A 25,100-nucleotide genomic window follows, 5' to 3' on the forward strand; every position below is an offset into this window, starting at 1 on the left:
TTGCCCCCGCTGAGACTCCCCCGCGCGCGCGGCGCCCGCGCGGCGCCCGCGCGGCGGACGAAGACGCCCCTCGGCCGGGTGGCCGCGACGCTCCTCGTCGGGACGCTGGCGGCCCTCGGCCCGATCCTCGAGGGAGCGCTCGGCGACGGCCGCGGATGGACGATCGGCCTCCTGCTCTTGCTGGCCGCCCCGTCGCTCGCCCGCGCCAGCGGCCCCCGGTTCCATCCGCTGGATCCGGAGACCTACATACCAGCCGCCTATTTCCTCAGCGTCGCCTACTCACCTATCCTGCGCCTCCTCATCTCCCGCGAGTTCGCCCTGTCGAGCCATGAGACGGCAGCCATGCAGGTGGCCTATGCCGGCGCGGTCGGGTGCGCCCTCGCCTGCACCGCGCTGAGCCGCCCCAAGGAAGCGCCTGACCTGCAGCGCCTGGTCCCGGCGCACAGGCCCAAGGCGACGCTGGACCAGGACTGGGCGACGATCATCGTCGGCATGGTGGGCCTGGGGCTCGTGCTCACATGGATCGCCACGATCGGCGTGGGGCGGTTCTTCTCGATGAACTACGCCTCCAATCACCTCGAGGCAGATGGCAAAGGGCTGCTCCTCGGCGGCTGGCATCTCGTCGGGCTGGCCGTCGTCTACCTCCTGCTCCGGGCCGTATCGCTCCGCAAAGCGGGGCTGGGCGTGCCGAGGGTGATCTCGCTCGCGGGGCTGTGCTTCTTGGTGAGCTTTCTGCTCAACACGATCATGGGCCGCCGGGGCCCCCTCGTCTGGACGGTCCTCTCCATCGCGCTCGCCGCACATGCGTTTGGCATCCAGATCCGACGCGTGTGGCTGGCCATCGGAATGGTGGGCGTCCTCTTCTACGGCATCGTCGTGGAAGGCGCCCGCGCCGAGCAGGGCAGCGGGCTCGACGCGCAGATATCGTCGGCCAGCGCGTACCTCGATCAGATAGAGAACCCGCTGGAGATCGGAGAGCTCCAGCGCGTCTACGCCAACCTCGTCAGCGTCGTGAACGAGCGGCCGCCCATCATCAGCTACCCAGGCGAGAGCTGGGTGAACGCGTTCCTCATCCTGGTGCCCAAGCCGCTCTGGAGCGAGCGGCCGCTCGGCCTCGCGCAGCGATATGCCTTGTGGGAGGCCCCCGACCTCGCGCGCGGCGGCACCGGCTTCGCGATGGGCGCCGCCGCCGAAGGGTACCTGAACTTCGGGCTCGCCGGCACGGCCATCGAGATCGGGGTCTTCAGCGCGCTCTTCTTCATGCTTCCGCTCCTCGTGGCCGGCGCCCGCGGCTCGCCCCTGCTCATCCGCGCTGCGGCGGTGAACCTCGCCTCGTTCGCATACAACCAGTTTCGCGGCGAGCTGACCGCGCTGCTCAAGATCACGGTGTCGCTGGGGATCGCGCTGATCGCGGTGCTCCTGCTCACCTCGGTGGTCGCGCACCTGCGGCGCGGGCTGGCGGCGCTCCGCCCGACACGCAAGAGACCCGGCCAGCGCCTGCGCGACCCGCGCCTCGGCCCCTCGTCTGCGCTGGGGCGATAGCCGCGCTGGGGTGGAGTTTGCCGGCGCGAGGACAACGCGGACCGCGCGCCCGCAAGATGGACCGCGCAGCGCCGAAACATTGAAGAGCGGAAAAGCCAGGTCCCTATCGTCATGAGAGTTCCCTTTCGTTTGAACCGTTCAAGCTGGCCGGCGCGCGTGCTGCCCCGAAGGGTCTGCTTCCCGGACCCGCGGGCGCTGCTCCGGCCTGAGGAGATCACGTCGCCCGAGGTGTTCTCGGAGCGGATCTCCGTCCTCTTGCTGGGCGGCACCTACAAGACAACGCGGCCGGGCAGGCATCGGCAGAGCGACGCCCTCCTCGTGGAAGCGCTCCGGCAGAAGCGCCCCGTCGTCCTCGATGTCGGTGCCTCCGACGGGAGCACGGCGCTCGATCTGATCGCCGCGCTCGGCGACGCCTTCGAGGCGTACTATGTGACGGACAGGGCGCTCTCGCTCCGGGTGCGCACCGACGACCGCGGGCGGGCGTTCTTCTATGATGCGGACGGTGCCTGCGTCCTTGCGGCCACCCCGCGCTTGCTGTTCTATCCCGCAGCGGCGGGATCGCGCCGCTGGCCGCGCTGGGTGCTCTCAGGGTGGCGCGGCGCCATCCCGCCCTTCGACCCGGCCTATCCGGAGGTATCCCTCATCCAGCCGCGGCTCCGCGAGATCGCGCGCCGGGACGCGCGCGTGCGCCTCAGGCCCCACGACATCTTCCAGCCGTGGGATGGCCCCGCGCCGACGGTCATCAAGGCAGCGAACATCCTGAATCGCGCCTATTTCTCCGACGATCAGCTCCGCCGAGCCGCGCGCAATTTCTGGCGCACCCTCGCGCCTGGCGGGCAGCTCCTCGTGATCGACAACCGCGACGCCGAGAAGGCGTCGCTGTTCGTGCGAACGGAGAGCGGCTTCGGGCACATCGACAGCATCCACGGCGGAACGGAGATCAAGGCGCTCATCCTGAGCTGCTGACGGCCCTCTTCCGCCGAGCGAAGCTCGTTTCCCACGCGGAGCCCTCCCTGAAACCCTGATGCGCATCCTTTACGTCTCTCCCTACTTTCCCCCCGAGCCTGGGGCCCCCGCTGCGCGTGTCTCCGAGCTTTCCCGGGCCTGGCGGCGTGCCGGACACGACGTCACGGTCCTGACGGGCATGCCGAACCACCCGACTGGGGTGATCCCGGCTGCGTATCGAGGCCGGCTCCGCGTGGAAGAGGACTTCCACGGAGTGCGGGTCCTCCGCACCTGGATCTACGCCGCCGCCAACCGGGGCACGGTGCGTCGCTCGCTCGCGTACGGGTCCTTCGCCCTATCCGCGCTCTCGCTCGCGCAGCTCGGTTTACCGCGGGCCGACGTCCTCATCGCGACGAGCCCCCAGTTCCTCTCGGCCATGGCCGGCTACGGGCTCGCCATGCTCCGCGGGCTGCCGTTCGTGTTCGAGGTGCGCGACCTCTGGCCCGAGTCGATCGTGGCCGTGGGCGCGCTCTCCGCCGGGCACGCGGTCGTGCGCGGGCTCACGCGCATCGAGGAGCATCTCTACGAGGCGGCCGACGGGATCGTGGTCGTCACGCAGAGCTTCCGCGAGCGGCTCGTCCAGCGAGGCATCCCTGCCGGCAAGATCGACGTCATCAGGAACGGCGTGGACCTCGATCGTTTCACCCCCTCCTCGCGCGACACGCCGCTCCGGGAGAAGCTCGGCATCGGTGAGCGCATCGTCGTCGCGTACGTCGGGACGCACGGGATGGCGCACGGCCTCTCCGCCGTGCTCGATGTGGCGAACGGCCTGCGCGCCCGCGACGACATTCGCTTCCTGTTCGCCGGCGAGGGGGCGGAGCGGGCCAGCCTGGAAGCGCGTGCCCGGGTGCTCGGGCTCTCCAATGTGACGTTCCTCGGCGCCCTCCCGCGCGATGCGGTCGCCGAGGTGTATGCGACCGCCGATCTATGCCTCGTGCCGCTGCGCAAGACCGAGCTCTTTCAGACGGTCATCCCGTCGAAGATCTTCGAGATCCTCGCCATGGAGCGGCCTATCGTGATCTCGGTCGATGGCGAGGCGCGGTCCATCGTCGAGGAGGCGAACGCCGGCGTCTTCGCTCCCCCTGAAGACGTACCGGCCATGATCCGGGCGATCGTCGAGCTCGCCTCCGACCCCGAGAGGCGAAGGCGCATGGGGAAGGCAGGGCGGGCCCACGTGATGCGCTCGTTCGAGCGCGACATGCTCGCGCGCGAGTATGTCGATGTGCTGGAGCGCGTGCTCAGCCGCTCGCGCTCTCCTGAAGGCCAGAGCAGGAGCGAACGATGAACCTCCCGCGGATCGCCCGCACCCTCGTCCAGCTCCATCCGCTGCAGGTGCTCGCCCGCCCGGTCGCCCTCGGCCGCCGCGCGCTCGGCGGGGGGCCGAGCGCGGCGCTGGCGCCGCGCGTCCGGCCGGGCTTTGCCCCGTCGAGCCCGCGGTTCGCGGCCTTCGCCGACGCGGAGAAGGAGCGCGGGCGCGCGCGACTGGCAGCCATTCCCGAAGGGTCGCTCCTGCACGCCTACGAGCGCGCCTACGGCTATGAGCTCGGGGCCGAGCCGACCCTCCCCGCCCCCGGCCCGTGGGACGACCCGATCGCGTCGCACGCGTTTCCCGCGTCGGTGCGCGCCCGCCGGCTCGCGGTGGCGGCGCGCCTCGGACGCCCCGGGCTCTCTGCCGAGCTGGCGCGCGCGTGTCGGGCCATCGCGCTCGGCCTCGAGCTGCACCTGCTCGCCAATCACCTCCTGGAGAACGCGATCGGGCTCGTGTGCGGGGGCGCGGTGGCCCAAGGGCCTGAGGCCGAGGCGTGGTGGCGGCTCGGCTCCGCGATCCTGGCCTGGCAGCTGCCGGAGCAGTTCCTCGCGGACGGCGGTCATTTCGAGCTCTCCGCCTCGTACCACCTCGCGCTGACGGCCGGGCTGCTCGAAGCCATCGAGCTCGCGCAGGCAGCCGGCCGCGCTGTGCCCCAGAGCTGGCGGACCACGGCGGAGAGGGCCCTCGAGTGGGCGGCCGCCGTGCGCGCGCCGGATGGCTCGTATCCTCTCTTCAACGATGCGTCGCTCGACGCCGCGCCCGAGCTCGACCAGGTCCTCGCCCTCGGCGCGGACCTCGGCCTCTTCGTGCAGGGAACGGCCTCCGGCGGCGCGCGGGGGGCCCCCGGCGCGCCGCCGGACGACGTGCCGTCGTTCGATTACCTCCCAGCCACCGGCTGGGTGATCCTGCGGTTCGGCGACCGGGCCTGGCTCGCGCTCGACGCGGGGATGGATGGGGCCCCCTATCAGCCAGGGCACGTGCACGCGGACGCGCTCACCTTCGAGCTATGGCTCAGCGGAGAGCGTGCTGTCGTCGATTACGGGGTCTCCAGCTACAAGGCCGACAGCGACCGGCAGACGACCCGCTCCACGCGCGCCCACAACACCGTGGAGCTCGGCAACATGGACTCGAGCGAGGTATGGAGCGCCTTTCGCGTCGGCCGCCGGGCGCGCGCTGAGGTGCGCAGGCTCGAGCGCGCCCCGGCCCGCGTCACCGTGGAGGCCGAGCACGACGGGTATCGAGCGCTCCCCGGGGCCCCCCGACATCGCCGGACGGTGGAGCTCGCCGCGCGGGAGCTCATGGTCCTTGACGACATCCTCGGGGGCAGGACGAGCGCGTGCTCCCGGCTCAGGCTCGACGAGGCCACCTTGCAGCGCCAGTCCATCGTGATCGAGGGCATCCAGCTCGCGCCGGAGCGGAGCTCGGGCGTGTGGCACCCCCGCTTCCGGAGGTCGCAGGCGGCCACGGTGTTCTCCGGGCGCGGCGACGTGCGCGACACCTGGCGCGGCGGCTTTCGCATCCGCTTTTAGAGCGGCTCGGGCTTCGCGCTGAACGCCGCAGTCGCTCCGGCGTTCCACGCCCGGAGCGTGACCGCTACTCGCGCACGAGGCTGCCTGTGAGCGTGATGCGGAAGGGCGAGAGCGCCTCGACCTTGTCGAGCACGAGGTGCAGCGCCAACGCAGCCTGGTGGAGCCCGGGGACCAGCACCGTATACGTCGGATGGTCGACCCCGGTAGCGAGCTTATCGACGCGGAAGCCCGCGGCCTTCGCGATGCGGTTCACGGCCCAGACCGTGTTCATGCGGAAGTACGTCGGGTACGGCTTGGCATTGTCGCTGCCGTTCGTCCCGCGCAGCAGCCCGACGTAGAGCCTATGAAACCAGTGCGGCGTCAGGTGCGTCGCGAGCCCCGAATAGGAGAGGAGGTTCGGCGCCGTGAACACGAACCGCCCACCCGGCCGCAGCAGGCGGTGCGCCTCGCGCAGCACCGCCTCGGGCCGCTCGAGGTGCTCGAGCAGGTGGTCCGCGGCGATCACGTCCGCGCAGCCGTCCGGCAGCGGGATCGACTCGCCGAACGCACAGATATGCCGCTGCGCCGGGTTGCGCGCGAGCGCCTCCTCATCCGGGTCGACCGCGTAGATGGTCTTGCCGTCGAGGGGCACCGTCGCGACCTTACCGAACCACAGCGGCCCGCAGCCGAGGTGGATGATGTCCGTCGCCGGCGTGACCGCCTCGTCCACGATGCCCTGGTAGACCTTCCAGTAATGCGCACGATCGCTGAAACGATAATAGAGCTCGTTCGTCTTGTTGTTGAGACCAACGATCCTGCTGGCAATGTCCACGATGTCTCCTCAGCTAGTCCGGCGGCACGAACAAATCAGCGGGGGATAGCGGCCCCTCACACCACCGAGAAGCGCCCCTGCGGGCGCGAATCCCGCGCGCGCGGCGGCGGCCGGCGTAGAAGCAGGCGCTCTGCAGAGTCCACGACGAGCTGCAGCAGCATGTCGGCCTGCGGGCTGACCGCGCACGCCTCGCTGTCCCAGCGGAAGCGCAGCTCGACGGTCTCGCCCTCGAGCTGGATCGGGAACACCGCGACCACCGCCTCGCGGAGCTGCTGGGCCGTCGCCGCGTCCTGCGCCCAGCTCCAGGGCTTCACGCGCGCGCTGCCATTGGCGCCGGCGGAGCTCACCTCGAGCGCGACGAGCTTCGCCTCCTCGGCGAAGCGCTCGAGCACCGGGCGCAGCCTGTCCACGCCGCTCGCCGCCTCGATCTCCATCAGCGCCCACGGCACGGCGCGGCGCAGCGCCTCCACGGTGGCCTCGCGGGCGCGCCGAGGGTCCTGCGGCTGCGCCCCGAAGAGCGGGAGCGAGCCCGCCGTGCGCACCACGATGAAGAGCACCACGCTGCAGGCGACGAGGGCAAACCCGATCTCGAGCGAGCGGCCGACATACGCCACCAGCGCGACCACGGTGAACAGCAGGCTGAGCCCGTACAGGATCAGCACCGCGCTGCGATGCGAGTGGCCCTTGTCGAGCAGCTTGTGGTGGATGTGCGAACGATCGGGGGAGAAGATCGGCCGGCGAGCGACATAACGCCGCACCATCGCCGAGATCATGTCGAAGATCGGCAGGCCCAGCGCGAGCAGCGGCACCATGACGGCGAGCGCGGTGCCGCCCTTGTGCGTGCCAACGCCGAAGAGAGGGATCGCGGCCAGCATGAACCCAAGGAACATGCTCCCGGTGTCCCCCATGAAGATCGTCGCGGGGTGAAAGTTGTGAAACAGGAACCCCACGATCGCGCCCGCGAGCGTCGCCGCGAGCAGGCAGATCACCATGTTGCCGGGGTAGCCGCCGAGGTACGCGGTGATGAAGTTCGCGACGCAGGCGAAGAAGCCGACGCCCGCCGCGAGCCCGTCGAGCCCGTCGATCAGGTTGATCGCGTTGATGATGGCGACGAACCACGGAATCGTCACCAGGAACGAGAGCGGCCAGAACGATACATGACCGAAGTACGGCAGCGTCACGCACTCGAGGCGGAGCCCGAAGGCCCAGGCGATCGACGCGACGAGGACCTGCGCGGCCAGCTTGTGTCGCGCGCGCATTCCCTTCGTATCGTCCCAGGCGCCGACCGCGGCGATCGCCAGCCCTCCAGCCAGCAGCCCCACCACCAGCGAGTGCTGCGAGAACCACAACAGCCCGATCTGCGTCCCCAGCGCGACCAGGATGAACAGCGGCAGCACGAAACCCGCCACGATCGCGAGCCCGCCCAGGCGCGGGACGCACCGCGTGTGTACGCGCCGCGCGGTCGGTTCATCCACCGCCCCCACCCTCACCGCCAAACGGCGCGCGAGCGGCGTCGCTGCCCACGAGAACACCAGCGCCAGAATGACCGCCGTGAGCGTACTTACCATCGCTCGCTCCTCTGGAAATCCCGCATCCCTAAGGTGCGGCGCGGCGGGCGGCATTCATAGCTCATCACCATGGCGGACAGCCCGTTGTTGGTGCGCACTTAGTACCCCAAGTCAGCACACGGAACAACCCAGGAGCAGGCTTTGGAATGCGGCGAGCATCTGGAATTTTCTGCCTTTGCTCACATTTTACAGCCACATCGAACAAATTTACCTGTGAGTGTCTACCATGGTGCGTCGGCCTGGTGACAATGTCATGATGCCGGACTCGGCCATGGCGGGGCTTGTCGTGAAAGCGGAAACGCCTTCATCGGGACAGAGACGTGGCCTCGGCGGGCCCCTTCTCGTCTCGGCTGGGCGTGGAGCCCCGCGCGGGCCGCGCGGCGCTCCATAGCAGCGATGGAGCCCGCGCCTGGTGTGCGCTTTCTGGCCCGAGACTCCATGGCGCGATGGAGTCGTGCCATCAGCTCTTTTCGGCGACGCAGAAGATGTACGGGGACGTGACGGCGTTCGGTCGGGGAGCCAGGCCGCGCGCGTCGAGCGCCCAGACGAGCTCAGCAACGGCGGAGGCAGCGCCGACCGCCGGCAGGCGGAGCCAGCGCGACCCGATGCTGCCCACGCCGAAGAGGCTGACGTCCAGCGGCAGGATGTAGTCGCTCCGCAGCACATGGAGGCCCGCGTCGCGATGCGCCTTCACCAGCGCCTCGCGGTCCAGCGGAACATGAACGTCGTAGGTCGGCCTGTCGGTGACCTTGGCCACCCACCCCACGAGCCCGCGCATGTTCGGGATCTCCGTGACGATGCGCCCGCCTGGGCGCAGGTAGCGCGCGCATGCGCGGAGGCAGCCCGCCGTGTCCTCGAAGTGCTCGACCACGCCGAGCGACACCACCACGTCGAAGGCGCCCACGAAGCGCTCCGGCGGCTCGAACAGATCGGCGCACACGATCTCTCCAGGGATGCCGGCGCCCGCGAGGATGTCCCGCTCCTGCGCACAGCCGATCTCGGTATAGTCGAGCCCGCTGACCTGAAAGCCAAACTCACGCGCGAGGTAGGGGAGCCAGGCGGAACGACCACAGCCGATCTCCAGCAGACGTTGCCCCTTCGTGTCCATGCCCTCGAACGCGCGAACGAACTCCCGATGAAACGCCTGGCGCACATATTGCCGAAACCCACGCGCGTGCGGATCCACCGGCGTCGGGAGCGACCGGTTCGACCACACTTGATTCCAATGCGCTCTTCCTGCCTTGTCTCCGGCCGACGACGCCGTGTTGCTCATCACGTCCTCGCTAGGGCAGGCCGCCGGCGGGGCGGGTGCCTCGCGAAAGGAATCACGGTTTCCCAGCTCGGTCCAGGACAAATCTGGACGGATGTCGCAGCGCGGCGCCCCGTGCGCTCGAGGTGCGTGCGCTCCCCGGCCGGGTGAAACCGGCGCGCCCGTGGCGGTGCAGGCCCCCACGGGCCACGCGCACCATGGGGCCGGGCGCGCACGGAACACGCACGGAACACGCACGCAAGAAGGCGCGCCCCGTCACGCGGACCGGCCGACCCGATCCTGCGGATCAGGCGCTCGGGTTATCCAGCTCGTAGTACTTGAGCTTCCTGTCGGACGCGATGATCCTGAACGGATTTCCGGCGACGACGGAGTTGGACGGCACGTCCTTGTTCACGACGCTGTTGGCTCCGATGATCACGTTATCCCCGATGACAATGTCGCCGAAGACGGCGCTCCCCGCTCCGACATAGACGTCGTTGCCCAGGCGCGGGACGCCCTGGCTGCCGAAATTCCTGCCTATCGTGACGTTCTGGCAGACGATGCAGTTGTCGCCGATGACCGCCCTTGTGTGGATCACGATCCCAAGCCCCCAGTAGGCGAGCCTGAAATTCGCCCCGATCGTGGCCGAGGAAGGGACGAAGACCGCGAACAACCACCTGTTCAACCACGTGATGATCGTGGCGACGAAGGTCAGGTTGTTCCGATAAAAGAAGTTTCCCAGCCGATACAGCAGCACAGAAGGGTTCTTCATAGCGTCGACAACAGGTCTCTGAACTTGGTCACGGCATGACCCATCGTGTTGGTCTGCCTCACCCTCTCGAGCGAGCGCCGCGAGAACTCCTCCAGCAGCGCCGGCTCGCGGAGGACGGTCAGGACCGCCTCGGCGATCTGGCCCGGGCTCCCGACGTCCACCAGGAGCCCATTTCTCCCGGACACGACCAGATCGTTCACGGCGCCCACCCTGCTGGACACGACGGGGACCCCCAGGGCCATGACCTCGAGCAAGGCGTTCGGGAACCCTTCGCTGTGCGAGGTGAACACGCACAGATCGAAGGACGAGATGACGTCGTTCTTGTCCGTCGAGAGCCAGCCCATGTACTCGGTGTTATCGAGCTGTTTCTCGGAGATGAACCTGCGCACGTCGTCCAGCTCGCTCCCGTCCCCGTAGATCTTGGCGCTGACCGAGGCGTTCGCCCGCTGCAAGAGGAGCATGGCCTCGAGGAAATCGTAAATACCCTTCTGCCGCTCGATCCGATTGAAATAGAGCAGCCTCAAGGGCCTGTCCATGGCTCGCGGGTATGCCTTCTCTCCCACGTCGCCGAAGCTGGAGTCGGGCAGCCAGTTCTCGATGACGACGAGTTTGTCCCCGCGCTCCTCGGGGACCACGCTCTGGAAGAAGCTTCGCCAAGTTTCGCTCTGGCATATCACGACATCGCAGGATTTCACGACGGCGCTCAGGTATGACCTGTACAGCCTGCTCCTGGCGACATTGTCGACGATCGGCCCCGAGCGAGGGAAGATGACGACCTTCTTGCCGAGCAGCTTGCCGAGGAGCCCAATCGATCCCTTCTCGACGAAGCTCAGCCCCGAGCTCGAGAACAAGAGGAGCGCGTCCACCCTCGAGAAGAGCAGCGCCCTGACGCACCTCAGCACCCTCGGCGCGATCCTGTGCAGCCTGCGGCGCGCCGATTGCACCCGGATGCTGTCGAGGGTGGAGTCGACGAGGAGGAAATCGAAATCATCTTTCAGATCGCTCTCGATCAGCGAGCGACAGGCAAAGTACTGCCCACCCATCCTCCCGTCAGCCGGGGGATTGAACGAGCCCACGAACAGGATTCGTTTCTTGTCTGCCATCGCGTCGCTATCGTCCCGGAGGTGATACCATACCTGTGCGGCGATGGATGGCGGGAACGCCCGCTCGCCGAGCGCCGCGCCGACAGCGCCGGATCGTCACCGAACGGCCCGCGCCCCAGGGAAAGCAGCCAGCCTGCCTCGGCACAGGGCGGCGGGGCGGGCTCTGCAGGCGCGCCCCCCCGCCGCCCCGACCCGCCGCGGCGCGGCCGCCGATTCCGCCTCCTTCCGCTGTTTCACGCTGGCCTCGTACGACCCGGTTGACAGTCTTGGCGCTCCGACCTACAAGGTCCCCAACCCTCACGCGCACGTAAGGGTCATGGTTTCAACCGAGCACGGTTTCGAGCGCAATGATCCGATGACCACCCGATGACCACCCGATGACCACCCGCCACCACCTTCCGCTGGCCCACGAGCAAAGCATCGCGGGACCCGTCACGTCCAGTACGTCCCGAACGGACGACCTGATGGGGGTTCTCGGTGGCGCCGAGGAGGAGGAGCGCCTCCTTCAGGTGGGGGACATCGCCAAGGCAACCGGGAAAACCGTGCGGGCAATCCACCACTACGAAGAGGTGGGGTTGCTCACGCCGCACGCCCGCTCCAAGGGGCGCTACCGGCTCTACGATCACGGGGCCCTGACCCGCGTCCGGTGGATCGGCAAGCTCCACGACCTCGGCCTGTCGCTGAGCCAGATCCAGCAGATCGTCTCGACCTGGGAGTCGTCCCCCTCGGCCCCCGGCGCGATGGCGCAGATCCGCCACGTCTACCAGCAGAAGCTCGAAGAGGTGCGGGAGCAGATCGCGCACCTCAAGACCCTCGAGCACGAGCTCGTGGCGAGCCTCGCCTACCTCGACACCTGCGAGACGTGCGACCCGGCAGAGCTCGTCGCCGCCTGCACGAACTGTAACCTCCACGACAAGAGCACGGCTGAGCCCGAGCTCGTCGCCGGCATCCGCGGCAATGGGCATTGCCGCCACGGCTCGAATCACCGCTGAGCGAGAAACATCATGGGTATCCAGCTTCCGATTTACATGGACTACCACGCGACGACGCCGGTCGATCAGCGTGTCCTCGACGCCATGCTGCCGTATTTCAACGGCAAATTCGGCAACGCCGCGAGCCGGAGCCACGTCTTCGGCTGGACGGCCGAGGAGGCGGTCGGCCACGCGCGCGAGACGCTCGCCAGGTTCATCGGCGCCTCGAACCCCAAGGAGATCGTCTTCACCTCCGGCGCGACCGAGAGCGACAACATCGCCATCAAGGGGGTCGCCGAGTTCTACAAGGACAAGGGCAACCACATCATCACGAGCGTCATCGAGCACAAGGCGGTGCTCGACACCTGCAAGCGGCTCGAGAAGCAGGGCTACGAGATCACCTACCTCAAGGTCGACAAGTACGGGATGGTCGACCCGGACGACGTCGCCCGGGCGATCAGCGACAAGACGATCCTTGTCTCGATCATGCTGGCCAACAACGAGGTCGGCACGGTCCAGCCCATCGGCGAGATCGGAAAGATCACGAAATCGAAGGGGGTCCTCCTCCACTCCGACGCGGTGCAGGGGGTCGGGAAGGTCCCGTTCAACGTCGAGCAGATGGGGGTCGACCTCGCGTCGGTGACGGCCCACAAGATCTACGGCCCGAAGGGCATCGGCTTCCTGTACGTGCGCAGGTCGAAGCCGCGCGTCCGCATCACCGCGCAGATGGACGGCGGCGGCCACGAGTTCGGCATGCGGTCCGGCACGCTCAACGTGCCCGGCATCGTCGGGTTCGCCAGGGCGGCCGAGATCCTCATGCAGGAGGGCGAGGCGGAGTCGGCGCGCATCCTGTCGCTGCGCGAGCGGCTCAGGAGCCGGCTCTGGAAGGAGCTCGACGCCATCCAGCTGAACGGCTCGCCCGATCGGCGGCTGCCGGGCAACCTCAACGTGTCGTTCAGCTTCGTCGAGGGCGAGGCCATGATGATGGCGATCAAGGACGTGGCGGTCTCGAGCGGCTCGGCGTGCACGAGCGCCAGCCTGGAGCCCTCCTACGTCCTCCACGCGATGGGCATCGGCGACGACCTCGCCCACTCGTCCATCCGGTTCGGGCTCGGGCGCTTCACCACCGAGGAGGAGGTCGACTACGTGGCTGACCTCGTGATCCGGAAGGTGAACAAGCTGCGCGACATGTCGCCCCTCTACGAGATGCACAAAGAGGGGATCGACCTGAACTCCGTGCAGTGGGCGGCCCACTGACGAGCGGCGCGGGCGCCGCCACCGGCCCGGCAGAGCAAGGTTTCGAGACGAAAGGAAACGGTCGAGGAGAGAGCCATGGCATACAGCGAAAAGGTCATCGAGCACTACGAGAACCCCCACAACGTCGGCACGCTCGACAAGAATGACGAGCGCGTCGGTACCGGGCTCGTCGGCGCTCCGGCCTGCGGCGACGTCATGCGCTTGCAGATCAAGGTCGGCGAGGGCGGCGTCATCGAGGACGCGAAGTTCAAGACGTTCGGCTGCGGGTCGGCCATCGCGTCGTCGTCGCTCGCCACCGAGTGGCTGAAGGGCAAGACGATCGACGAGGCCGAGACGATCAAGAACAGCATGATCGCCGAGGAGCTCCACCTGCCTCCGGTGAAGATCCATTGCTCGGTCCTCGCCGAGGACGCGATCAAGAGCGCCATCGCCGACTTCCGCGCCAAGCAGCAGGCGAGGAAGGAGCTCGCAGGCGCGGCGTCTTCGGTCCCCGCCGCGGCCGCCGCGACGGCGAGCGCGGAGTAACAGCGCCGGGGCTTCGGGGCGGAGGCGGCCCGCAGCACCGGAACCGGAACCGGAACCGGAGAAGGAAGGACGCATGCAGAGCAGTGAGCAGACCACGACCAAGGCGGCGGACACCGGGCCGCACGCCGCGCACGCCGCAACGGCGGACGGCGCGCCCGCGCGCGGCGACGGGGCCCCGGGCGAGGCGGAGGCAACGTCGAAGCGGACGCTCTCGGTGAGCGACGCCGCGGTGCAGGCCATCCGGGCGCAGCTCGCGAAGCGCGGCACGCCCGAGGGCGCCATCCGGGTCGGGATCCGCGGCGGCGGCTGCTCCGGGTTCTCCTACGTCATCGAGTTCGAGGACAAGCCGCCCCGGTCCGGCGACCTCGTCCTGGAGTTCGCCGAGCCGGACAAGGCGACCGTGCGCGTCTTCTGCGACAAGAAGAGCATCCTCTACCTGGGCGGCTCGGTGCTCGACTGGGAGAAGACGCTCATGTACCAGGGCTTCAAGTTCAAGAACCCGCACGAGGCGACGCGCTGCGGCTGCGGGCACTCGTTCACGGTGGCCTGAGCCGCCGCAGGGAGCGCCCGCCCCGCCTCCGAGGCGCCTTCCCCAGAGCACGCCATGACCGATCCCTTCGATACCCTGGGCGTCGAGCCGCGGTTCGACCTCGACCTGCGCGCGCTGGAGCAGCGCCACCGCGATCTCTCCCGCGCGCTCCACCCCGATCGCTACGCGGGCGCCCCCGCGGCCGAGCGCCGGCTCGCGCTCGGCCGCGCGATCGAGGCGAACGACGCCCTGCGCGTCCTCAGGGATCCGATCCGCCGGGCCGAGGCGCTGCTCCAGCGCGCCGGGGTCGCGCGGGGCGAGGAGGGCGAGCAGAAGGCCTCCCCCGCCCTGCTCATGGAGATGATGGAGTCGCGCGAAGAGCTCGCCGAGGCGGCGAAGGGGCGCGATCCCGCGCGGATCGCGCGGCTCGGCGAGGCGATGTTCGCGCGCGAGCAGGCGACCCTCACGGCGATCCAGGGCGCCTTCGCCGCCGCAGGGAATGATCCGGAGCAGCTGCAGGGCGTGCTCGCCTTGCTCAGCGAGCTCCGCTACATCCGGCGGTTCCTCGAAGAAGTGAGCGCCATCGAAGAAGAGCTCGCAGATTTGAAATGACCCTCCTCGAAATTTTCGATCCCAAGGCAAGGCCCAGCCCGATCGGCATCGATCTCGGGACGACGAACTCGCTCGTCGCCCGCGTGCGCGATGGCCGCCCGGTGGTCATCGACGACTGCAATGGAGAGCGGCTGCTGCCGTCGGTCGTGCACTACGACGAGCGCGGCCGCGCGGTCGTGGGCGACAGCGCGCGGCGGCTCGCGCAGAGCCACCCCCGCGAGACCATCGTCAGCGTGAAGCGCTTCATGGGCCGCGGCGCGAACGATCCGGAGACGCGGCGGCTCGGGCCGTACGAGTTCGCGGAGCCGAAGGGCCCCGAGGACGCGAAGAGCGTGCGCTTCAAGGTGCGGGACGCGGTCGTGACGCCCGTCGAGGTGTCGGCGGAGATCTTGAAGGAGCTCCGCACCTCGGCGGAGCGCGAGCTCCGCTCCGTGGGCGGCGCGGTGATCACGGTGCCGGCGTACTTCGACGACGCGCAGCGGCAGGCGACCAAGGACGCCGGCCGGCTGGCCGGGCTGGAGGTGCTGCGCCTGCTCAACGAGCCGACCGCCGCGGCGCTCGCGTACGGGCTCGACAAGCAGCAGAACGGCCTGTTCGCCGTGTACGACCTCGGCGGCGGGACGTTCGACGTCACCGTGCTCCTGCTCGATAACGGGGTCTTCCAGGTGAAGTCCACGGGGGGCGACAGCTCGCTCGGCGGCGACGACATGGACAGGGCGCTCGCGGAGCGGCTGCTCGAGGAGATGGGTGCGACGCGGCGCACGCCCGAGGTGGTGCGGCTCGCGCTCGACACCGCCCGGAGCATCAAGCACGCGCTGACCGACGCGACGCAGATCGAGATCGAGCTGCCCGTGCAGGCGGCCGAGGCGACGGGCGGCCCGGCGTCGAAGCTGGTCACCGTGACCCGCGACGAGCTGAACGCGCTCATCACGCCGCTCCTGGAGCGCACGGGCGTCGCGTGCCGCCGCGCGCTCCGCGACGCGGGCGTCCAGGCCGCGGACATCGACGGCGTGATCCTCGTGGGCGGCGCGACGCGCGTGCCCCACGTGCGCGACTACGTGGCGCGCCTCTTCGGCAAGGAGCCGCTCAAGGACATCGATCCGGAGGAGGTCGTCGCGCTGGGCGCGGCCATCCAGGCCGACATCCTGGCCGGCTCGATGGATCGCGCGGACGAGGTGCTCCTGCTCGACGTGCTGCCGCTGTCGCTCGGCATCGAGACGATGGGCGGCGTCGCCGAGAAGATCCTGCCGAGGAACACGACGATCCCGGCGGGGGCGCGGCAGGTCTTCACGACCTACGCGGACAACCAGACCGGGTTCGATCTGCACATCGTGCAGGGCGAGCGGGAGCTCGCCGCCGACTGCCGTTCGCTCGCGCGCTTCGTGCTGAAGGGGATCCCGCCGATGCCGGCGGGCATGGCGCGGCTCGAGGTGACGTTCCGCGTGGACGCCGACGGCCTGCTCGGCGTGACCGCGCGCGAGCTGACGACGGGGGTCGAGCAGAAGGTCGAGGTCAAGCCGAGCTACGGGCTGACCGACGAGGAGGTCGAGAACATGCTCCTCGCGGCGCTGGACCACGGCGAGGAGGACCTTCTCAAGCGCCGGCTGGTCGAGGCGCGGGTCGAGGGCGAGCGCGTGGCCATGGCGACGCGCAAGGCGCTCTCCGCGGACGCCGATCTGCTCGATCCAGGCGAGCGCGAGGTGATCGAGGGCGCGCTGAAGGGCCTCGACGCGGCGATCCGCGGGGACAAGCCGGGGCTGATCCTCGCGCGCACGGAGGCGCTCGACGAGGCGACACACGGGTGGGCGGGGCGGCGGATGGACCGCGCCGTGGCCAGGGCGATCGCGGGCAAGCAGGTCGAGGACGTCGAGGCGAAGGTCGCCGCGGCGAAGGGCGTGGACGCGCACCTGGCCGAGCACGGCGGGGGCGACGCGAGCCACGCGCAGGTCGAGGCGGGCGGCGCTGGCCCAGCGAAGGCCGGCGTCGAGGCGAGGAGGAGCTGATGGCCAAGGTCCGATTTCTGGCGCACGGACGCGCGTGGGAGGTCGAGGCCCCGGTGGGCTCGTCCGTCCTCCAGGCGTCGAAGTCCGTGGGCGCGCCCGAGGGCGACGCGTGCGGCGGCGTCTGCGCGTGCTCCACCTGCCACGTCTACGTCACGAAGGGCCGCGAGCTCCTCAGCGAGGCCGAGGAGGACGAGGAGGACATCCTCGACAAGGCCTTCGACGTCCGGTCGACGAGCCGCCTCGGCTGTCAGGCGAAGATCTTGAAAGACGGCGATATCGAGGCGGAGATCTCCCGCGAGAGCCTCGACGCTTTCTACAACGAGCACCCGAACGTGAAGGATCCGCGCAAGGGCTGAGCCCCCGTCGCGCGCCGCCCGGCGCGGGTCGAGCAGCGCGAGCAGCGCGCCGCCCGGCGCGAGCAGCGCGCAACGACGGCAGGAACGGCTACGGCGGCGGCCTCACCTTGGCGGTCGTCGGCTTCGGCTCGCGCTGCGCGGGCGGCGGGCGGCGGAGCTTGTCCAGCTCCGTGCGCGCCTCGGTGGCGATGCGCCGAGCGATGTGGGCGAACGCCGAGGCGGCCTCCCTGGCCGGCGGCGTCGAGACGATCGCGACGAGGTGCTGCGCGGCCGTCTTCCTGCCGATGGGGACGAGGAAGAAGGTCAGGGCGGCGAGGAGGAAGACGACGCCGTTCGTGAGGCGCTTGAAGAACTCGCCGACCACAGGCGCCAACGGTAGATGGAGCGATCGGCCGGGGCCCAGTTCTCGGGGGCCTTTTGCCCGTCCGCCGGGCGCGGCCCGCTGCGCCAAGCCGGGCGCGTGGACAGCGGACCGCCCCATGCTCGCTGCCCCTTGCCAGAGCGCCAGCGACTCACGACATACGGCGAGCGCATCACCCGGGGGCGCCGAGCAGTGGAGTCCGGCCGTCCCGGGGCGATGGAGCGATCGGCACCGCCGCCGGAAGGCGGCCGTGACAAGGAGGGGACTGAGATGCTCAAGCCTGTTCTATTCACCATCATGATGGCGGCAGCGTCCGTGCCGGCCTCTGCCGCTGCAGAGGGGCAGGGCTCGACAGGGCAGCAGGCCCAGGCCAGCCAAACCAAGCTCAGCGAGTCAGATCGGGAGTTCGTCGAGAAGGCTGGCCAGGGAGGGCTCCTGGAGGTGCGGCTCGGGCAGCTCGCGAAGCAGCGCACCGCGAGCCCGGAAGTGAAGCGCTTCGCGCAGCGGATGGTCGACGATCACACGGCGATCAACAAGCGGCTCGCGGGGCTCGCGCACCGCAAGGACGCGCTCGTACCGCAAGAGCTCACGCAGAAACACCGCGAGGACGTCGACAAGCTGTCCAAGAAGACAGGGGTCGAGTTCGACAGGGACTACATGAGCGCGATGGTCGATGACCACCAGCGCGACATCGAGGAATTCGAGAAGGCCTCGAAGGAGGCGAAGGACGCGGACGTGAAGCACTTCGCCGCCTCGACGCTGCCGCAGCTCCAGGAGCACCTCGCGATGGCGAAGCAGGTCCACGGCAAGGTGAAGGGGAAGTAGCGGCGCGAGCGCGCCGGCCCCGCGCGGCGCGGCCGGCGCGCGGCGGCCGGCGCGCTCAGGCGACCACGCGCGCCGCGCGGTCGGGCCTCTCCGCTGGCGGCGGGGTCGTCCTCGACCTCGCCGCGCCGCGGACGGGCGCGAGCTTGCCCCGGAGCTTCTGATACGCGGCCGTGTCGACCGGCTCGCCCCGGACCCAGGTGCGGAGGAACGGCGCCACCCCGGACTCCCAGGCGGCCCCGAGGCGGAGCGCGAGGAACTCGCCGTAGAGCGCGGTGAAGAGCGTCTCGAGCTCCTCGATGAGGTACATGCGCTCGTAGAACTGCTCGTCCGCGGCGTCCTTGACGACGCTCGGGATCTTCACGCCCGAGAGCGAGAACGCGTCGGCGTTGAACAGGAAGGCGTACTCGAGCTCTCCGCGCGTGACGCGGACGCGCGCGTGCGACGGGAGCTTGCCCTGGCGCAGCGCCTCGTGGGCCTCGGGGGCGCTGCTCGGCGCCGCGCCCTTGAGCCGGCTCTGCTCCTTCTCCTGGACGAGCGTGATCTGCCCCTCGAGCCAGAGCTCGCAGACGCCGAGGGCGTCCAGGGAGAAGCGGCCCTCGAAGAGCTCGCTCTCGAACCAGAGCCAGACGAGGAATTCGCGGCCGACGAACCGGCGCTGCTCGATCAGCTCAGCGAGGCTCACAGGGCACCTCCAAGGGTCGATTCCGCGTGGAAGACCGTGGGCTTGAGCAGCTCGAAGGCGGCCAGCTGCTCGGCCGTCAAGCCGAGCTCACGGGCGGCGGTGTACGGGCTCTCCGGCACGAGATCGAGCTCGAAGGTCTCTTCGAAGAGCTCCGAGAGCCCCTCGTGCGCGCGCGGCGACTGGTTCCAGAACCGGACGACGCCGGCCTCCAGGTTCCAGGACAGATCCACGACCTTCATCACCGGCATGAGCTGCGCGCGGAGCTTCCTCGACACGACGGCCCGGAGCTCCTCCTTCTCGCGCCGCCCGAGCTTTTCGCGCCCGCGCTTCGCGAGGTGCTCCCGCTCCGCCTCGGCGAAATGCGCCTTGAAGAGCGCGGAGGGCACCTGCCAGCGATCGGTCCTGAGGCCGAGGTTGATGTACGAGTTGAAGAAGATCTTGCCGTGATCGAGCTCGCAGTCGAGCGGGTTCTCGATGGAGCACCACCCGGCGCGCTGCTCCGCGTCCTCCTCGACCGTGAGCGGCCGGAACGCGCGGAGCTGGATTCGCTCGACGAACCTGTCGCGGAACCCCTCGGTGAGCTCGCCGCGGACATAGAACTTCGAGAATGAGATGGATCCTTTGAGTGCGCCCAAATGATCGTCCTTTCGTCTCGTGAAGGCGAAGGAGGTAGCCGAGCGGATCCGGGGGGTCAAAAAACCGGACGGGGCGCCGCGGCCAGCGGCGCCATCGTCCAAAGAACGGCGACGAACAGCGATCGCCCCGGCCGCCAGGCGGGCTGGGCAGGGAGGCGCGCTCAGAGCGGCTGGAGCAGCGGCGGGCGCAGCCAGCGGCCCGAGAACGGGCCCGTGATGTAAAAGCGATAGTGAAGGAAATACGGCTCTCCGTCGGGCCCGCAGAAGACGACGGTGGCTCGCAGGAAGCGGCCGAAGACGTCGTCGCGGGGCTCCGCGGATGGCCTGTGGCCGATGGCCGGCGCGGGCACCGCAGGAAAGCGGGGCGGCGCGCCCTCCGAGAACCCGCGCGGCACATCGCAGCGCGCGGGCGGAACAGGCGCCCGCGCCGCGCCGCCGCCCGGGTCCGGGGCGCCCGCCTCCTCGGGCGGGACGTCGGTGGCAGCCGCGACGCAGCCCGCCGCGGCGCTCCCCCACGAGGAGAGGAGAACCAGCACACACCACGCACCGACGTTCGCCCTGGGCACCGTCCTGCCTCCGTCCGAAGCGCGAGGTCCGCGGAGCGCCGGCGGTCGTGGCCGGCACACCGCGCCTGCGCGAACGCCGGCGGAGCAACGGCGGTGCCGCGCCGCCCGCGAAGCAGGGGCGCACCGGGCCCCGCTCGGGGAGACCGACTGCAGCGGGCGCGCTCGTGGGAGGGACGGTCAGTCAGACGTTGAAGAGGAAGTGCGCGACGTCGGCGTCCTGGAAGACGTACGTCTTGCCCTCGACGCGCAGCTTGCCGGCGGCGCGGATGGCGGCCTCGGTCCTGTGCTCGACGAGGTCGTCCACCTTGTAGACCTCCGCCCGGATGAAGCCCTTCTCGAAATCGCTGTGGATGACCCCCGCGGCCTGCGGCGCCGTGCACCCGATCGGGATCGTCCAGGCGCGGATCTCCTTGGGACCGACCGTGTAGTAGCTCTGGAGGCCGAGCAGCCGGTAGGCCTCGCGCGCGAGCGTCGAGAGCGCCGGCTCCTTCATGCCGAGGCTCTCGAGCATCTCCTTGCGCTCGTCGGGCGCGAGCTCGTTCAGCTCCGCCTCGAGCTTGCTGCAGACCGGCACGACGCCGCTGCCCTCGGAGGCGGCGCGCTCGCGCACCTTCGCCGCGAGCGGGCCCGTGCCGGAGACGTCGGACTCGTCGACGTTCGCCACGTAGAGGACCTTCTTCGCCGTGATCAGGCCGAACGTCTTCACGACCTTCCGCTGCTCGTCGTCGAAGGAGAGGCCGCGGACGGGCTTGCCGGCCTGGAGCGCCTCGAGGCACTTCTCCATGAGCGCGATCTTCGGGAGGAGCTCCTTGTCGCCCTTGGCCTGCTTCCGCGTGCGCTCCAGCATTCCCTCGAGGGAGCCGAGGTCGGCCAGCATCAGCTCCGTCTCGATCGTGTCGATGTCGCGGAGCGGGTCGACCCCGCCGTCGACGTGCACGACGTCCGCGAGCGTGAAGCAGCGGACCACGTGGAGAATGGCATCTACCTCGCGGATATGACTCAGGAATTTGTTCCCGAGCCCCTCGCCCGTGCTCGCGCCGCGCACGAGCCCGGCGATGTCGACCACCTGCACCATGGCGGGGATGATCTTCTCGCTCTTGATGAACTTCGCGAGCGTCGTGAGCCGGTCGTCAGGGACAGGGACGGCGCCGACGTTGGGCTCGATCGTGCAGAAGGGGTAATTCTGCGCCTCGGCCTTGGCGGCCGTCAGCGCGTTGAACAGGGTGCTCTTGCCCACGTTGGGCAGTCCGACGATGCCAACCTCGACGCTCATGGCGCGCACGTCTAGCACAGGCAGGGTCGCGCGGCCCGGCCCCGTGGGCAGCACCGCCCCAGCGAGATTCCCGGTTCGCCCGCGCCGCCGTCCGCCGTCAGCGCCGCGCGCGGCCCGGCGCGCGGAGGGTCACCGACGCGGCGCCTTGACGCCGCTGCGCCGAGGCGTCTGGTTCAACCGAAAAATGAAGCGATGGCGGCCGCCACGCGGGTGACTTCGTCGCCTGTGAGCTCAGGAAAGATGGGGAGCGCGAGCGTGTCGCGCGCCGCCGCCTCCGCGACCGGAAGGGAGCCATCGGGCGGACCAAGCTGCGCGAAGCAAGGCTGGAGGTGGAGCGGCGCGGGATAATAGATCTCGGTGCCGATGCCCTGCTCCGCAAGCGAGCTCCGCAGCGGATCGCGCAGAGAGGCATCCTTCAGGCGAATGACATACTGATTGAACGTGCGCCCCGCAGCGCCGGCGTCCGGCAGCGCGAGGGGCAGATCTCGCCCGCCGAGCAGCGCGGCATACCGCGCGGCGTGCTCTCGCCGCCGCTCGAGGAGCGCGCCGAGCCGCGGGAGCTTGCGCCGGAGGAGCGCCGCCTGCAGCGCGTCGAGCCGGAAGTTGCCGCCGACGCGGGTGTGATGGTGCTTCCTCCGAGCGCCCTGCGCCCTGAGCGTCCGGACGCGCTCGGCGAGCTCGTCGTGATCGGTGGTCACGAGCCCGCCATCGCCGAAACCGCCGAGGTTCTTGGTCGGGAAGAACGAGAAGCACCCCATGAGCCCGAGCGCCCCCGCGCGGCGGCCGCCGCGCTCGGCGCCGAAGGCCTGGGCCGCGTCCTCGATGACCGGCAGGCCGCGGCCGCCCGCGATCGCGAGGAGCTCGTCCATGGGCGCGCAGCCGCCGAAGAGGTGGACGGCGAGGATCGCCCGGGTGCGCTCCGTCAGGGCGCGCGCCGCGGAGGCCGGGTCGAGGTTCAACGAGCCGGGGAGCACGTCCGCGAAGACCGGCGTGGCGCCGGTGCGATGGATGGCGCCCGCGGTCGCGAAGAACGTGTAGGCGGGGCACACGACCTCGTCGCCCGCGCCGACGCCGAGCGCCATCAGCGCGACGAGCAGCGCGTCGGTGCCGGAAGAGACGCCGATCGCGTGCCGGACGCCGAGGTACGCGGCGCACTCCGACTCGAAGGCCTCGACCTCCGGACCGAGGATGTAGTGGCCGCTCCGGAGGACCGACTGGAACACGGCGGAGAGCTCGTCCTGCATGGCGAGATCGCCACGGGCTCGATCGAAGAAGGGAACAGGGGCGGTCATCCGTCGGTGTCCTCCGCGGAGAGGGGATCGCGGTAATGGCGCGTGGCCGCGGCGCGGGGCCGGGCGAGCGGCGCGTCCTCGTCGAGGTCGAGACAACGGACGATGTCGCCGTGACGCTCGTAGCGAAAGCCGCTCTCGGGGCAGCGCAGGAGGCCGTCGCGCGAGGCGACGAGCTTGTGACCGTGGCGGCTCATCCAGCCGGTGCGCCGGGCCGGCACGCCGGTGACGAGCGCATAGTCGGGCACGTCGCGCGTGACGACCGCGCCGGCGCCGACGAACGCATGGCGCCCTATCGTGACGCCGCAGACGATGGTGGCATTGGCGCCCACGGTGGCGCCGCGACGGATGCGCGTCGTGTCGAGGAACGCGCGGCGGTCGATCGGGGCACGCGGGTTGACGACGTTGGTGAGCACCGCGGACGGGCCGAGGAACACGTCGTCCTCGACCAGCGTGCCGTCATAAAGAGACACGTTGTTCTGGATCCGCACGCCATCGCCGATGACGGCGGTGCCCGCGACGAAGACGTTCTGGCCGAGGACGCAGGCGCGGCCGATCCGCGCCCCGGCCGAGATATGGCAGAAGTGCCACACCCTCGTCCCCTCGCCGATGTCGCAGGGCTCGTCGATGCACGCAGACGGGTGCGCGAAGAAGGGCTTTGCGGGCTCGCTCATGGCGCCCTGTCCGCGGGGTGCGCGGCGCCCCTGGAGCCACCCTCCGGCGGGGCCCCCAGCGCGCCGCCTGCCAGAGGCACCGGCCAGATCCCCCAGGCGCCGCGCGTCGCGAGCGGCGGGCCGGCGAAATCGATGACGGGCGGCCTGGCGCGCCCGATGAGGTAGGCGGCGCCCAGGCCGGCGGCGCGGCGCGCGAGCGAGGCGGAGTCCTCGAAGCTCGAGCGGACGGGCGGATCACGGGGATCGATCGAGCGATCGGGGTACACCCCCTCGGGGCGCCCCAGGGCGGCGAGCGCCGCGAGGTGGCCATAGTCGGCGACCTCGAGGAGGAGCGGCGCGGAAGGCGGCGTGAGCTCCGCGGCGGCGCGGCCGATGGCGACCTCGTCCTTCCGCGGATTGAAGTGCTCGCGGCGCAGGTGCGGGCGGAAGAAGGCGCCGAGGGCGAGCACCACCAGCAGCGCGCCGCCGAGGGCGCGCCGCGCGCCGGCCGAGGCGCCCCGGAAGGCGCGCGCCGAGAGATCCCCGACGGCGAGGGCGAGCAAGAGCAACGCGAGGAGGGTCGCTCGCTCGGGGTGGTGGGTGGGCGCGCCGTCGCGCACGAGGGCGAGCGAGAGCGCCGCGATCTGGAAGGCGGCGACGGCGCCGGGGAGCGCGTACGGACGGGCCGCGCGAAGGAGCGGCGGAAGCGGTCGGGCTGCCCCTGGCGCAGCGCCGCGGCGGGCGCGCCATGCGACGAGGGCGATGGCGATGGGCCACACGAAGAGCTCCGGCTCCTCGCGGACCATCGCGGCAGGGTACGCGAAGAGCCGCAGCAGGGAGCCGTCGCCGCCCGGGCCGATCGCGTTGCGGTAGGAGGCGACGCGGGCCAGGAAATGCAGCGCGTCGCCGTGAGCGACGCGGTTCCACGCGATCCACGCGGCGGGCCCGGCGAGCGCGACGAGCGCGGCGAGCGCGAGCTTCGCCTGCGCGCCGCGGCCCTGACCGAGGCGGGCGGCAGCGAGCAGCGCCATCGCCGCGAAGGCGACGGCGATGGACCAGGGCTCGTAGCGGGAGAGCGTCGCGAGCACGAGCGCGAACGCGCCGAGGAGGGCGCGCCCGGCCGGGGGCGCGGGCCCGGCCGGCGGCGTGACGAGCGACGCCACCGCGAACAGCGAGAGGGCGGCGGTCGGCAGCTCGGGGACCGTCGCCACGCCGAGGCACGCGCTCCAGGGGAAGGCGCCGGCGAGCAGCGCGCCGGCGAGCGCGGCGCGGCGGTCACCCGTGATCCAGCGGGCGGAGAGGTGGACGAGCGCGGCCGAAGCGAGGCCGAGGGCGAAGGCGATGGCGCGGGCGACCTCGAGGGTCGGCGCGAAGACGCGCCCAAGAACGCAGAAGAGCGCGCCGTTGAGCCAGAAAGGGACAGGCAACCAGCTCGTCCCCGTCGGGTCGAGCCGGGGCGCGTGGGCCCACGCCTGCGCGAGGACCACGCGCGCGAAGTCGTCATCGCTCACCGCCCGGAAGCCGAGCGCGAGGACCAGGGCGGAGACGACCGCCTTGGCGAGGACGACGAGGGCAAGGTCGCGCGCGAAAGGGACGGAGACGGCCGACGCCGCGTCCACGGACGGCCTCGCGCCGAGCGCCCTCCCCGGCGCGGGGGCGGGCCCTAGCACGCGAG

General features: G+C 70.3%; 25 protein-coding genes. 12 read left to right on the forward strand and 13 right to left on the reverse strand.

The window, feature by feature from the left end:
- The 4 genes from WMF27_RS36375 (at nt 1) to WMF27_RS36390 (ending at nt 5,385) form a co-directional block, all read left to right on the forward strand.
- Nucleotides 1-1,542 (forward strand): hypothetical protein, encoded by a 1,542-nt coding sequence (locus tag WMF27_RS36375; RefSeq protein ID WP_437764282.1) that lies wholly within the window; start codon nt 1-3, stop codon nt 1,540-1,542.
- 129 nt (nt 1,543-1,671) lie between these two features.
- Nucleotides 1,672-2,508, forward strand: a complete 837-nt coding sequence (locus WMF27_RS36380) for a hypothetical protein (protein WP_437943335.1) — start codon at nt 1,672-1,674, stop codon at nt 2,506-2,508.
- A 58-nt stretch (nt 2,509-2,566) separates the two neighbouring features.
- Complete coding sequence (locus WMF27_RS36385; protein ID WP_437764280.1) at nt 2,567-3,832, forward strand: glycosyltransferase family 4 protein; 1,266 nt, start codon at nt 2,567-2,569, stop codon at nt 3,830-3,832.
- Nucleotides 3,829-5,385: a heparinase II/III domain-containing protein gene (locus WMF27_RS36390; protein ID WP_437764279.1), complete on the forward strand. Its 1,557-nt coding sequence runs from the start codon at nt 3,829-3,831 to the stop codon at nt 5,383-5,385. The genes WMF27_RS36385 and WMF27_RS36390 overlap by 4 nt, the downstream gene beginning before the upstream one ends.
- A gap of 64 nt (nt 5,386-5,449) precedes the next feature.
- Here the strand turns inward: WMF27_RS36390 and WMF27_RS36395 are convergent, their stop codons facing one another.
- The 5 genes from WMF27_RS36395 to WMF27_RS36415 all read right to left on the reverse strand — a co-directional run bounded on the left by WMF27_RS36395 (nt 5,450) and on the right by WMF27_RS36415 (nt 10,888).
- On the reverse strand, nt 5,450-6,196 hold the full coding sequence (locus WMF27_RS36395; RefSeq protein ID WP_437764278.1) for a class I SAM-dependent methyltransferase: 747 nt from the start codon (nt 6,194-6,196) through the stop codon (nt 5,450-5,452).
- Between the two features lie 56 nt (nt 6,197-6,252).
- On the reverse strand, nt 6,253-7,818 hold the full coding sequence (locus WMF27_RS36400; protein ID WP_437764277.1) for a glycosyltransferase family 4 protein: 1,566 nt from the start codon (nt 7,816-7,818) through the stop codon (nt 6,253-6,255).
- Nucleotides 7,819-8,224: 406 nt separating this feature from the next.
- Complete coding sequence (locus tag WMF27_RS36405) at nt 8,225-9,037, reverse strand: class I SAM-dependent methyltransferase (RefSeq protein ID WP_437764276.1); 813 nt, start codon at nt 9,035-9,037, stop codon at nt 8,225-8,227.
- Between the two features lie 283 nt (nt 9,038-9,320).
- Nucleotides 9,321-9,785 (reverse strand): serine O-acetyltransferase, encoded by a 465-nt coding sequence (locus WMF27_RS36410; RefSeq protein WP_437764275.1) that lies wholly within the window; start codon nt 9,783-9,785, stop codon nt 9,321-9,323.
- Nucleotides 9,782-10,888, reverse strand: coding sequence for a glycosyltransferase family 4 protein (locus tag WMF27_RS36415; protein ID WP_437764274.1), 1,107 nt, complete (start codon nt 10,886-10,888; stop codon nt 9,782-9,784). The genes WMF27_RS36410 and WMF27_RS36415 overlap by 4 nt, the downstream gene beginning before the upstream one ends.
- 464 nt (nt 10,889-11,352) lie before the next feature.
- Here WMF27_RS36415 and WMF27_RS36420 point away from each other — a divergent pair, with 464 nt between their 5' ends.
- From WMF27_RS36420 to WMF27_RS36450, 7 genes are all read left to right on the forward strand, one after another.
- Nucleotides 11,353-11,880, forward strand: a complete 528-nt coding sequence (locus WMF27_RS36420; protein ID WP_437764273.1) for a MerR family transcriptional regulator — start codon at nt 11,353-11,355, stop codon at nt 11,878-11,880.
- An 18-nt stretch (nt 11,881-11,898) separates the two neighbouring features.
- Complete coding sequence (locus tag WMF27_RS36425; RefSeq protein WP_437769963.1) at nt 11,899-13,116, forward strand: IscS subfamily cysteine desulfurase; 1,218 nt, start codon at nt 11,899-11,901, stop codon at nt 13,114-13,116.
- Between the two features lie 75 nt (nt 13,117-13,191).
- Nucleotides 13,192-13,641: a Fe-S cluster assembly scaffold IscU gene (gene iscU, locus WMF27_RS36430; protein ID WP_437764272.1), complete on the forward strand. Its 450-nt coding sequence runs from the start codon at nt 13,192-13,194 to the stop codon at nt 13,639-13,641.
- A 73-nt stretch (nt 13,642-13,714) separates the two neighbouring features.
- Complete coding sequence (locus tag WMF27_RS36435; protein ID WP_437764271.1) at nt 13,715-14,191, forward strand: HesB/IscA family protein; 477 nt, start codon at nt 13,715-13,717, stop codon at nt 14,189-14,191.
- 54 nt (nt 14,192-14,245) lie between these two features.
- Entirely contained in the window at nt 14,246-14,782 is a 537-nt protein-coding gene (gene hscB, locus WMF27_RS36440; protein ID WP_437764270.1) for a Fe-S protein assembly co-chaperone HscB, read from the forward strand.
- Nucleotides 14,779-16,785: a Fe-S protein assembly chaperone HscA gene (gene hscA / locus WMF27_RS36445; RefSeq protein ID WP_437764269.1), complete on the forward strand. Its 2,007-nt coding sequence runs from the start codon at nt 14,779-14,781 to the stop codon at nt 16,783-16,785. Before hscB ends, hscA begins: the two co-directional genes overlap by 4 nt.
- On the forward strand, nt 16,785-17,141 hold the full coding sequence (locus WMF27_RS36450; protein ID WP_437295123.1) for a 2Fe-2S iron-sulfur cluster-binding protein: 357 nt from the start codon (nt 16,785-16,787) through the stop codon (nt 17,139-17,141). The genes hscA and WMF27_RS36450 overlap by 1 nt, the downstream gene beginning before the upstream one ends.
- Before the next feature lie 88 nt (nt 17,142-17,229).
- Here the strand turns inward: WMF27_RS36450 and WMF27_RS36455 are convergent, their stop codons facing one another.
- Nucleotides 17,230-17,505 (reverse strand): hypothetical protein, encoded by a 276-nt coding sequence (locus tag WMF27_RS36455; RefSeq protein ID WP_437769962.1) that lies wholly within the window; start codon nt 17,503-17,505, stop codon nt 17,230-17,232.
- Between the two features lie 267 nt (nt 17,506-17,772).
- Here WMF27_RS36455 and WMF27_RS36460 point away from each other — a divergent pair, with 267 nt between their 5' ends.
- Nucleotides 17,773-18,327 carry a DUF4142 domain-containing protein gene (locus tag WMF27_RS36460; RefSeq protein ID WP_437764268.1) on the forward strand — a complete coding sequence of 185 codons (555 nt, stop codon included), beginning with the start codon at nt 17,773-17,775 and terminating at the stop codon, nt 18,325-18,327.
- A gap of 55 nt (nt 18,328-18,382) precedes the next feature.
- Here the strand turns inward: WMF27_RS36460 and WMF27_RS36465 are convergent, their stop codons facing one another.
- The 7 genes from WMF27_RS36465 to WMF27_RS36495 form a co-directional block, all read right to left on the reverse strand.
- Nucleotides 18,383-19,009 (reverse strand): hypothetical protein, encoded by a 627-nt coding sequence (locus tag WMF27_RS36465; RefSeq protein ID WP_437764267.1) that lies wholly within the window; start codon nt 19,007-19,009, stop codon nt 18,383-18,385.
- On the reverse strand, nt 19,006-19,644 hold the full coding sequence (locus WMF27_RS36470; protein ID WP_272102758.1) for a hypothetical protein: 639 nt from the start codon (nt 19,642-19,644) through the stop codon (nt 19,006-19,008). Before WMF27_RS36470 ends, WMF27_RS36465 begins: the two co-directional genes overlap by 4 nt.
- A gap of 161 nt (nt 19,645-19,805) precedes the next feature.
- Nucleotides 19,806-20,210, reverse strand: coding sequence for a hypothetical protein (locus WMF27_RS36475; protein WP_437764266.1), 405 nt, complete (start codon nt 20,208-20,210; stop codon nt 19,806-19,808).
- Between the two features lie 181 nt (nt 20,211-20,391).
- On the reverse strand, nt 20,392-21,483 hold the full coding sequence (gene ychF / locus WMF27_RS36480) for a redox-regulated ATPase YchF (protein ID WP_437764265.1): 1,092 nt from the start codon (nt 21,481-21,483) through the stop codon (nt 20,392-20,394).
- A 173-nt stretch (nt 21,484-21,656) separates the two neighbouring features.
- On the reverse strand, nt 21,657-22,775 hold the full coding sequence (locus tag WMF27_RS36485) for a DegT/DnrJ/EryC1/StrS family aminotransferase (protein ID WP_437764264.1): 1,119 nt from the start codon (nt 22,773-22,775) through the stop codon (nt 21,657-21,659).
- Complete coding sequence (locus WMF27_RS36490; protein WP_437764263.1) at nt 22,772-23,446, reverse strand: acyltransferase; 675 nt, start codon at nt 23,444-23,446, stop codon at nt 22,772-22,774. Before WMF27_RS36490 ends, WMF27_RS36485 begins: the two co-directional genes overlap by 4 nt.
- Nucleotides 23,443-25,095, reverse strand: coding sequence for a hypothetical protein (locus WMF27_RS36495; protein WP_437764262.1), 1,653 nt, complete (start codon nt 25,093-25,095; stop codon nt 23,443-23,445). The genes WMF27_RS36490 and WMF27_RS36495 overlap by 4 nt, the downstream gene beginning before the upstream one ends.
- Between the last annotated feature and the right edge of the window lie 5 nt (nt 25,096-25,100).

Origin of the sequence: Sorangium sp. So ce281, from assembly GCF_051527395.1 — a bacterium.
Taxonomy (GTDB): Bacteria; Myxococcota_A; Polyangia; order Polyangiales; family Polyangiaceae; genus Sorangium; species Sorangium cellulosum_B.

Excerpts from the sequence above, each read along its gene's own strand:
- WMF27_RS36410 (WP_437764275.1), bottom strand. The coding sequence starts at position 9,785 with ATGAAGAACCCTTCTGTGCTGCTGTATCGGCTGGGAAACTTCTTTTAT.
- WMF27_RS36490 (WP_437764263.1), bottom strand. The coding sequence starts at position 23,446 with ATGAGCGAGCCCGCAAAGCCCTTCTTCGCGCACCCGTCTGCGTGCATC.
- WMF27_RS36485 (WP_437764264.1), bottom strand. The coding sequence starts at position 22,775 with ATGACCGCCCCTGTTCCCTTCTTCGATCGAGCCCGTGGCGATCTCGCC.
- WMF27_RS36435 (WP_437764271.1), top strand. The coding sequence starts at position 13,715 with ATGCAGAGCAGTGAGCAGACCACGACCAAGGCGGCGGACACCGGGCCG.
- WMF27_RS36405 (WP_437764276.1), bottom strand. The coding sequence starts at position 9,037 with ATGAGCAACACGGCGTCGTCGGCCGGAGACAAGGCAGGAAGAGCGCAT.
- WMF27_RS36390 (WP_437764279.1), top strand. The coding sequence starts at position 3,829 with ATGAACCTCCCGCGGATCGCCCGCACCCTCGTCCAGCTCCATCCGCTG.
- hscA (WP_437764269.1), top strand. The coding sequence starts at position 14,779 with ATGACCCTCCTCGAAATTTTCGATCCCAAGGCAAGGCCCAGCCCGATC.
- hscB (WP_437764270.1), top strand. The coding sequence starts at position 14,246 with ATGACCGATCCCTTCGATACCCTGGGCGTCGAGCCGCGGTTCGACCTC.
- WMF27_RS36400 (WP_437764277.1), bottom strand. The coding sequence starts at position 7,818 with ATGCCGCCCGCCGCGCCGCACCTTAGGGATGCGGGATTTCCAGAGGAG.
- WMF27_RS36420 (WP_437764273.1), top strand. The coding sequence starts at position 11,353 with ATGGGGGTTCTCGGTGGCGCCGAGGAGGAGGAGCGCCTCCTTCAGGTG.
- iscU (WP_437764272.1), top strand. The coding sequence starts at position 13,192 with ATGGCATACAGCGAAAAGGTCATCGAGCACTACGAGAACCCCCACAAC.
- WMF27_RS36460 (WP_437764268.1), top strand. The coding sequence starts at position 17,773 with ATGCTCAAGCCTGTTCTATTCACCATCATGATGGCGGCAGCGTCCGTG.
- WMF27_RS36415 (WP_437764274.1), bottom strand. The coding sequence starts at position 10,888 with ATGGCAGACAAGAAACGAATCCTGTTCGTGGGCTCGTTCAATCCCCCG.
- ychF (WP_437764265.1), bottom strand. The coding sequence starts at position 21,483 with ATGAGCGTCGAGGTTGGCATCGTCGGACTGCCCAACGTGGGCAAGAGC.
- WMF27_RS36450 (WP_437295123.1), top strand. The coding sequence starts at position 16,785 with ATGGCCAAGGTCCGATTTCTGGCGCACGGACGCGCGTGGGAGGTCGAG.
- WMF27_RS36385 (WP_437764280.1), top strand. The coding sequence starts at position 2,567 with ATGCGCATCCTTTACGTCTCTCCCTACTTTCCCCCCGAGCCTGGGGCC.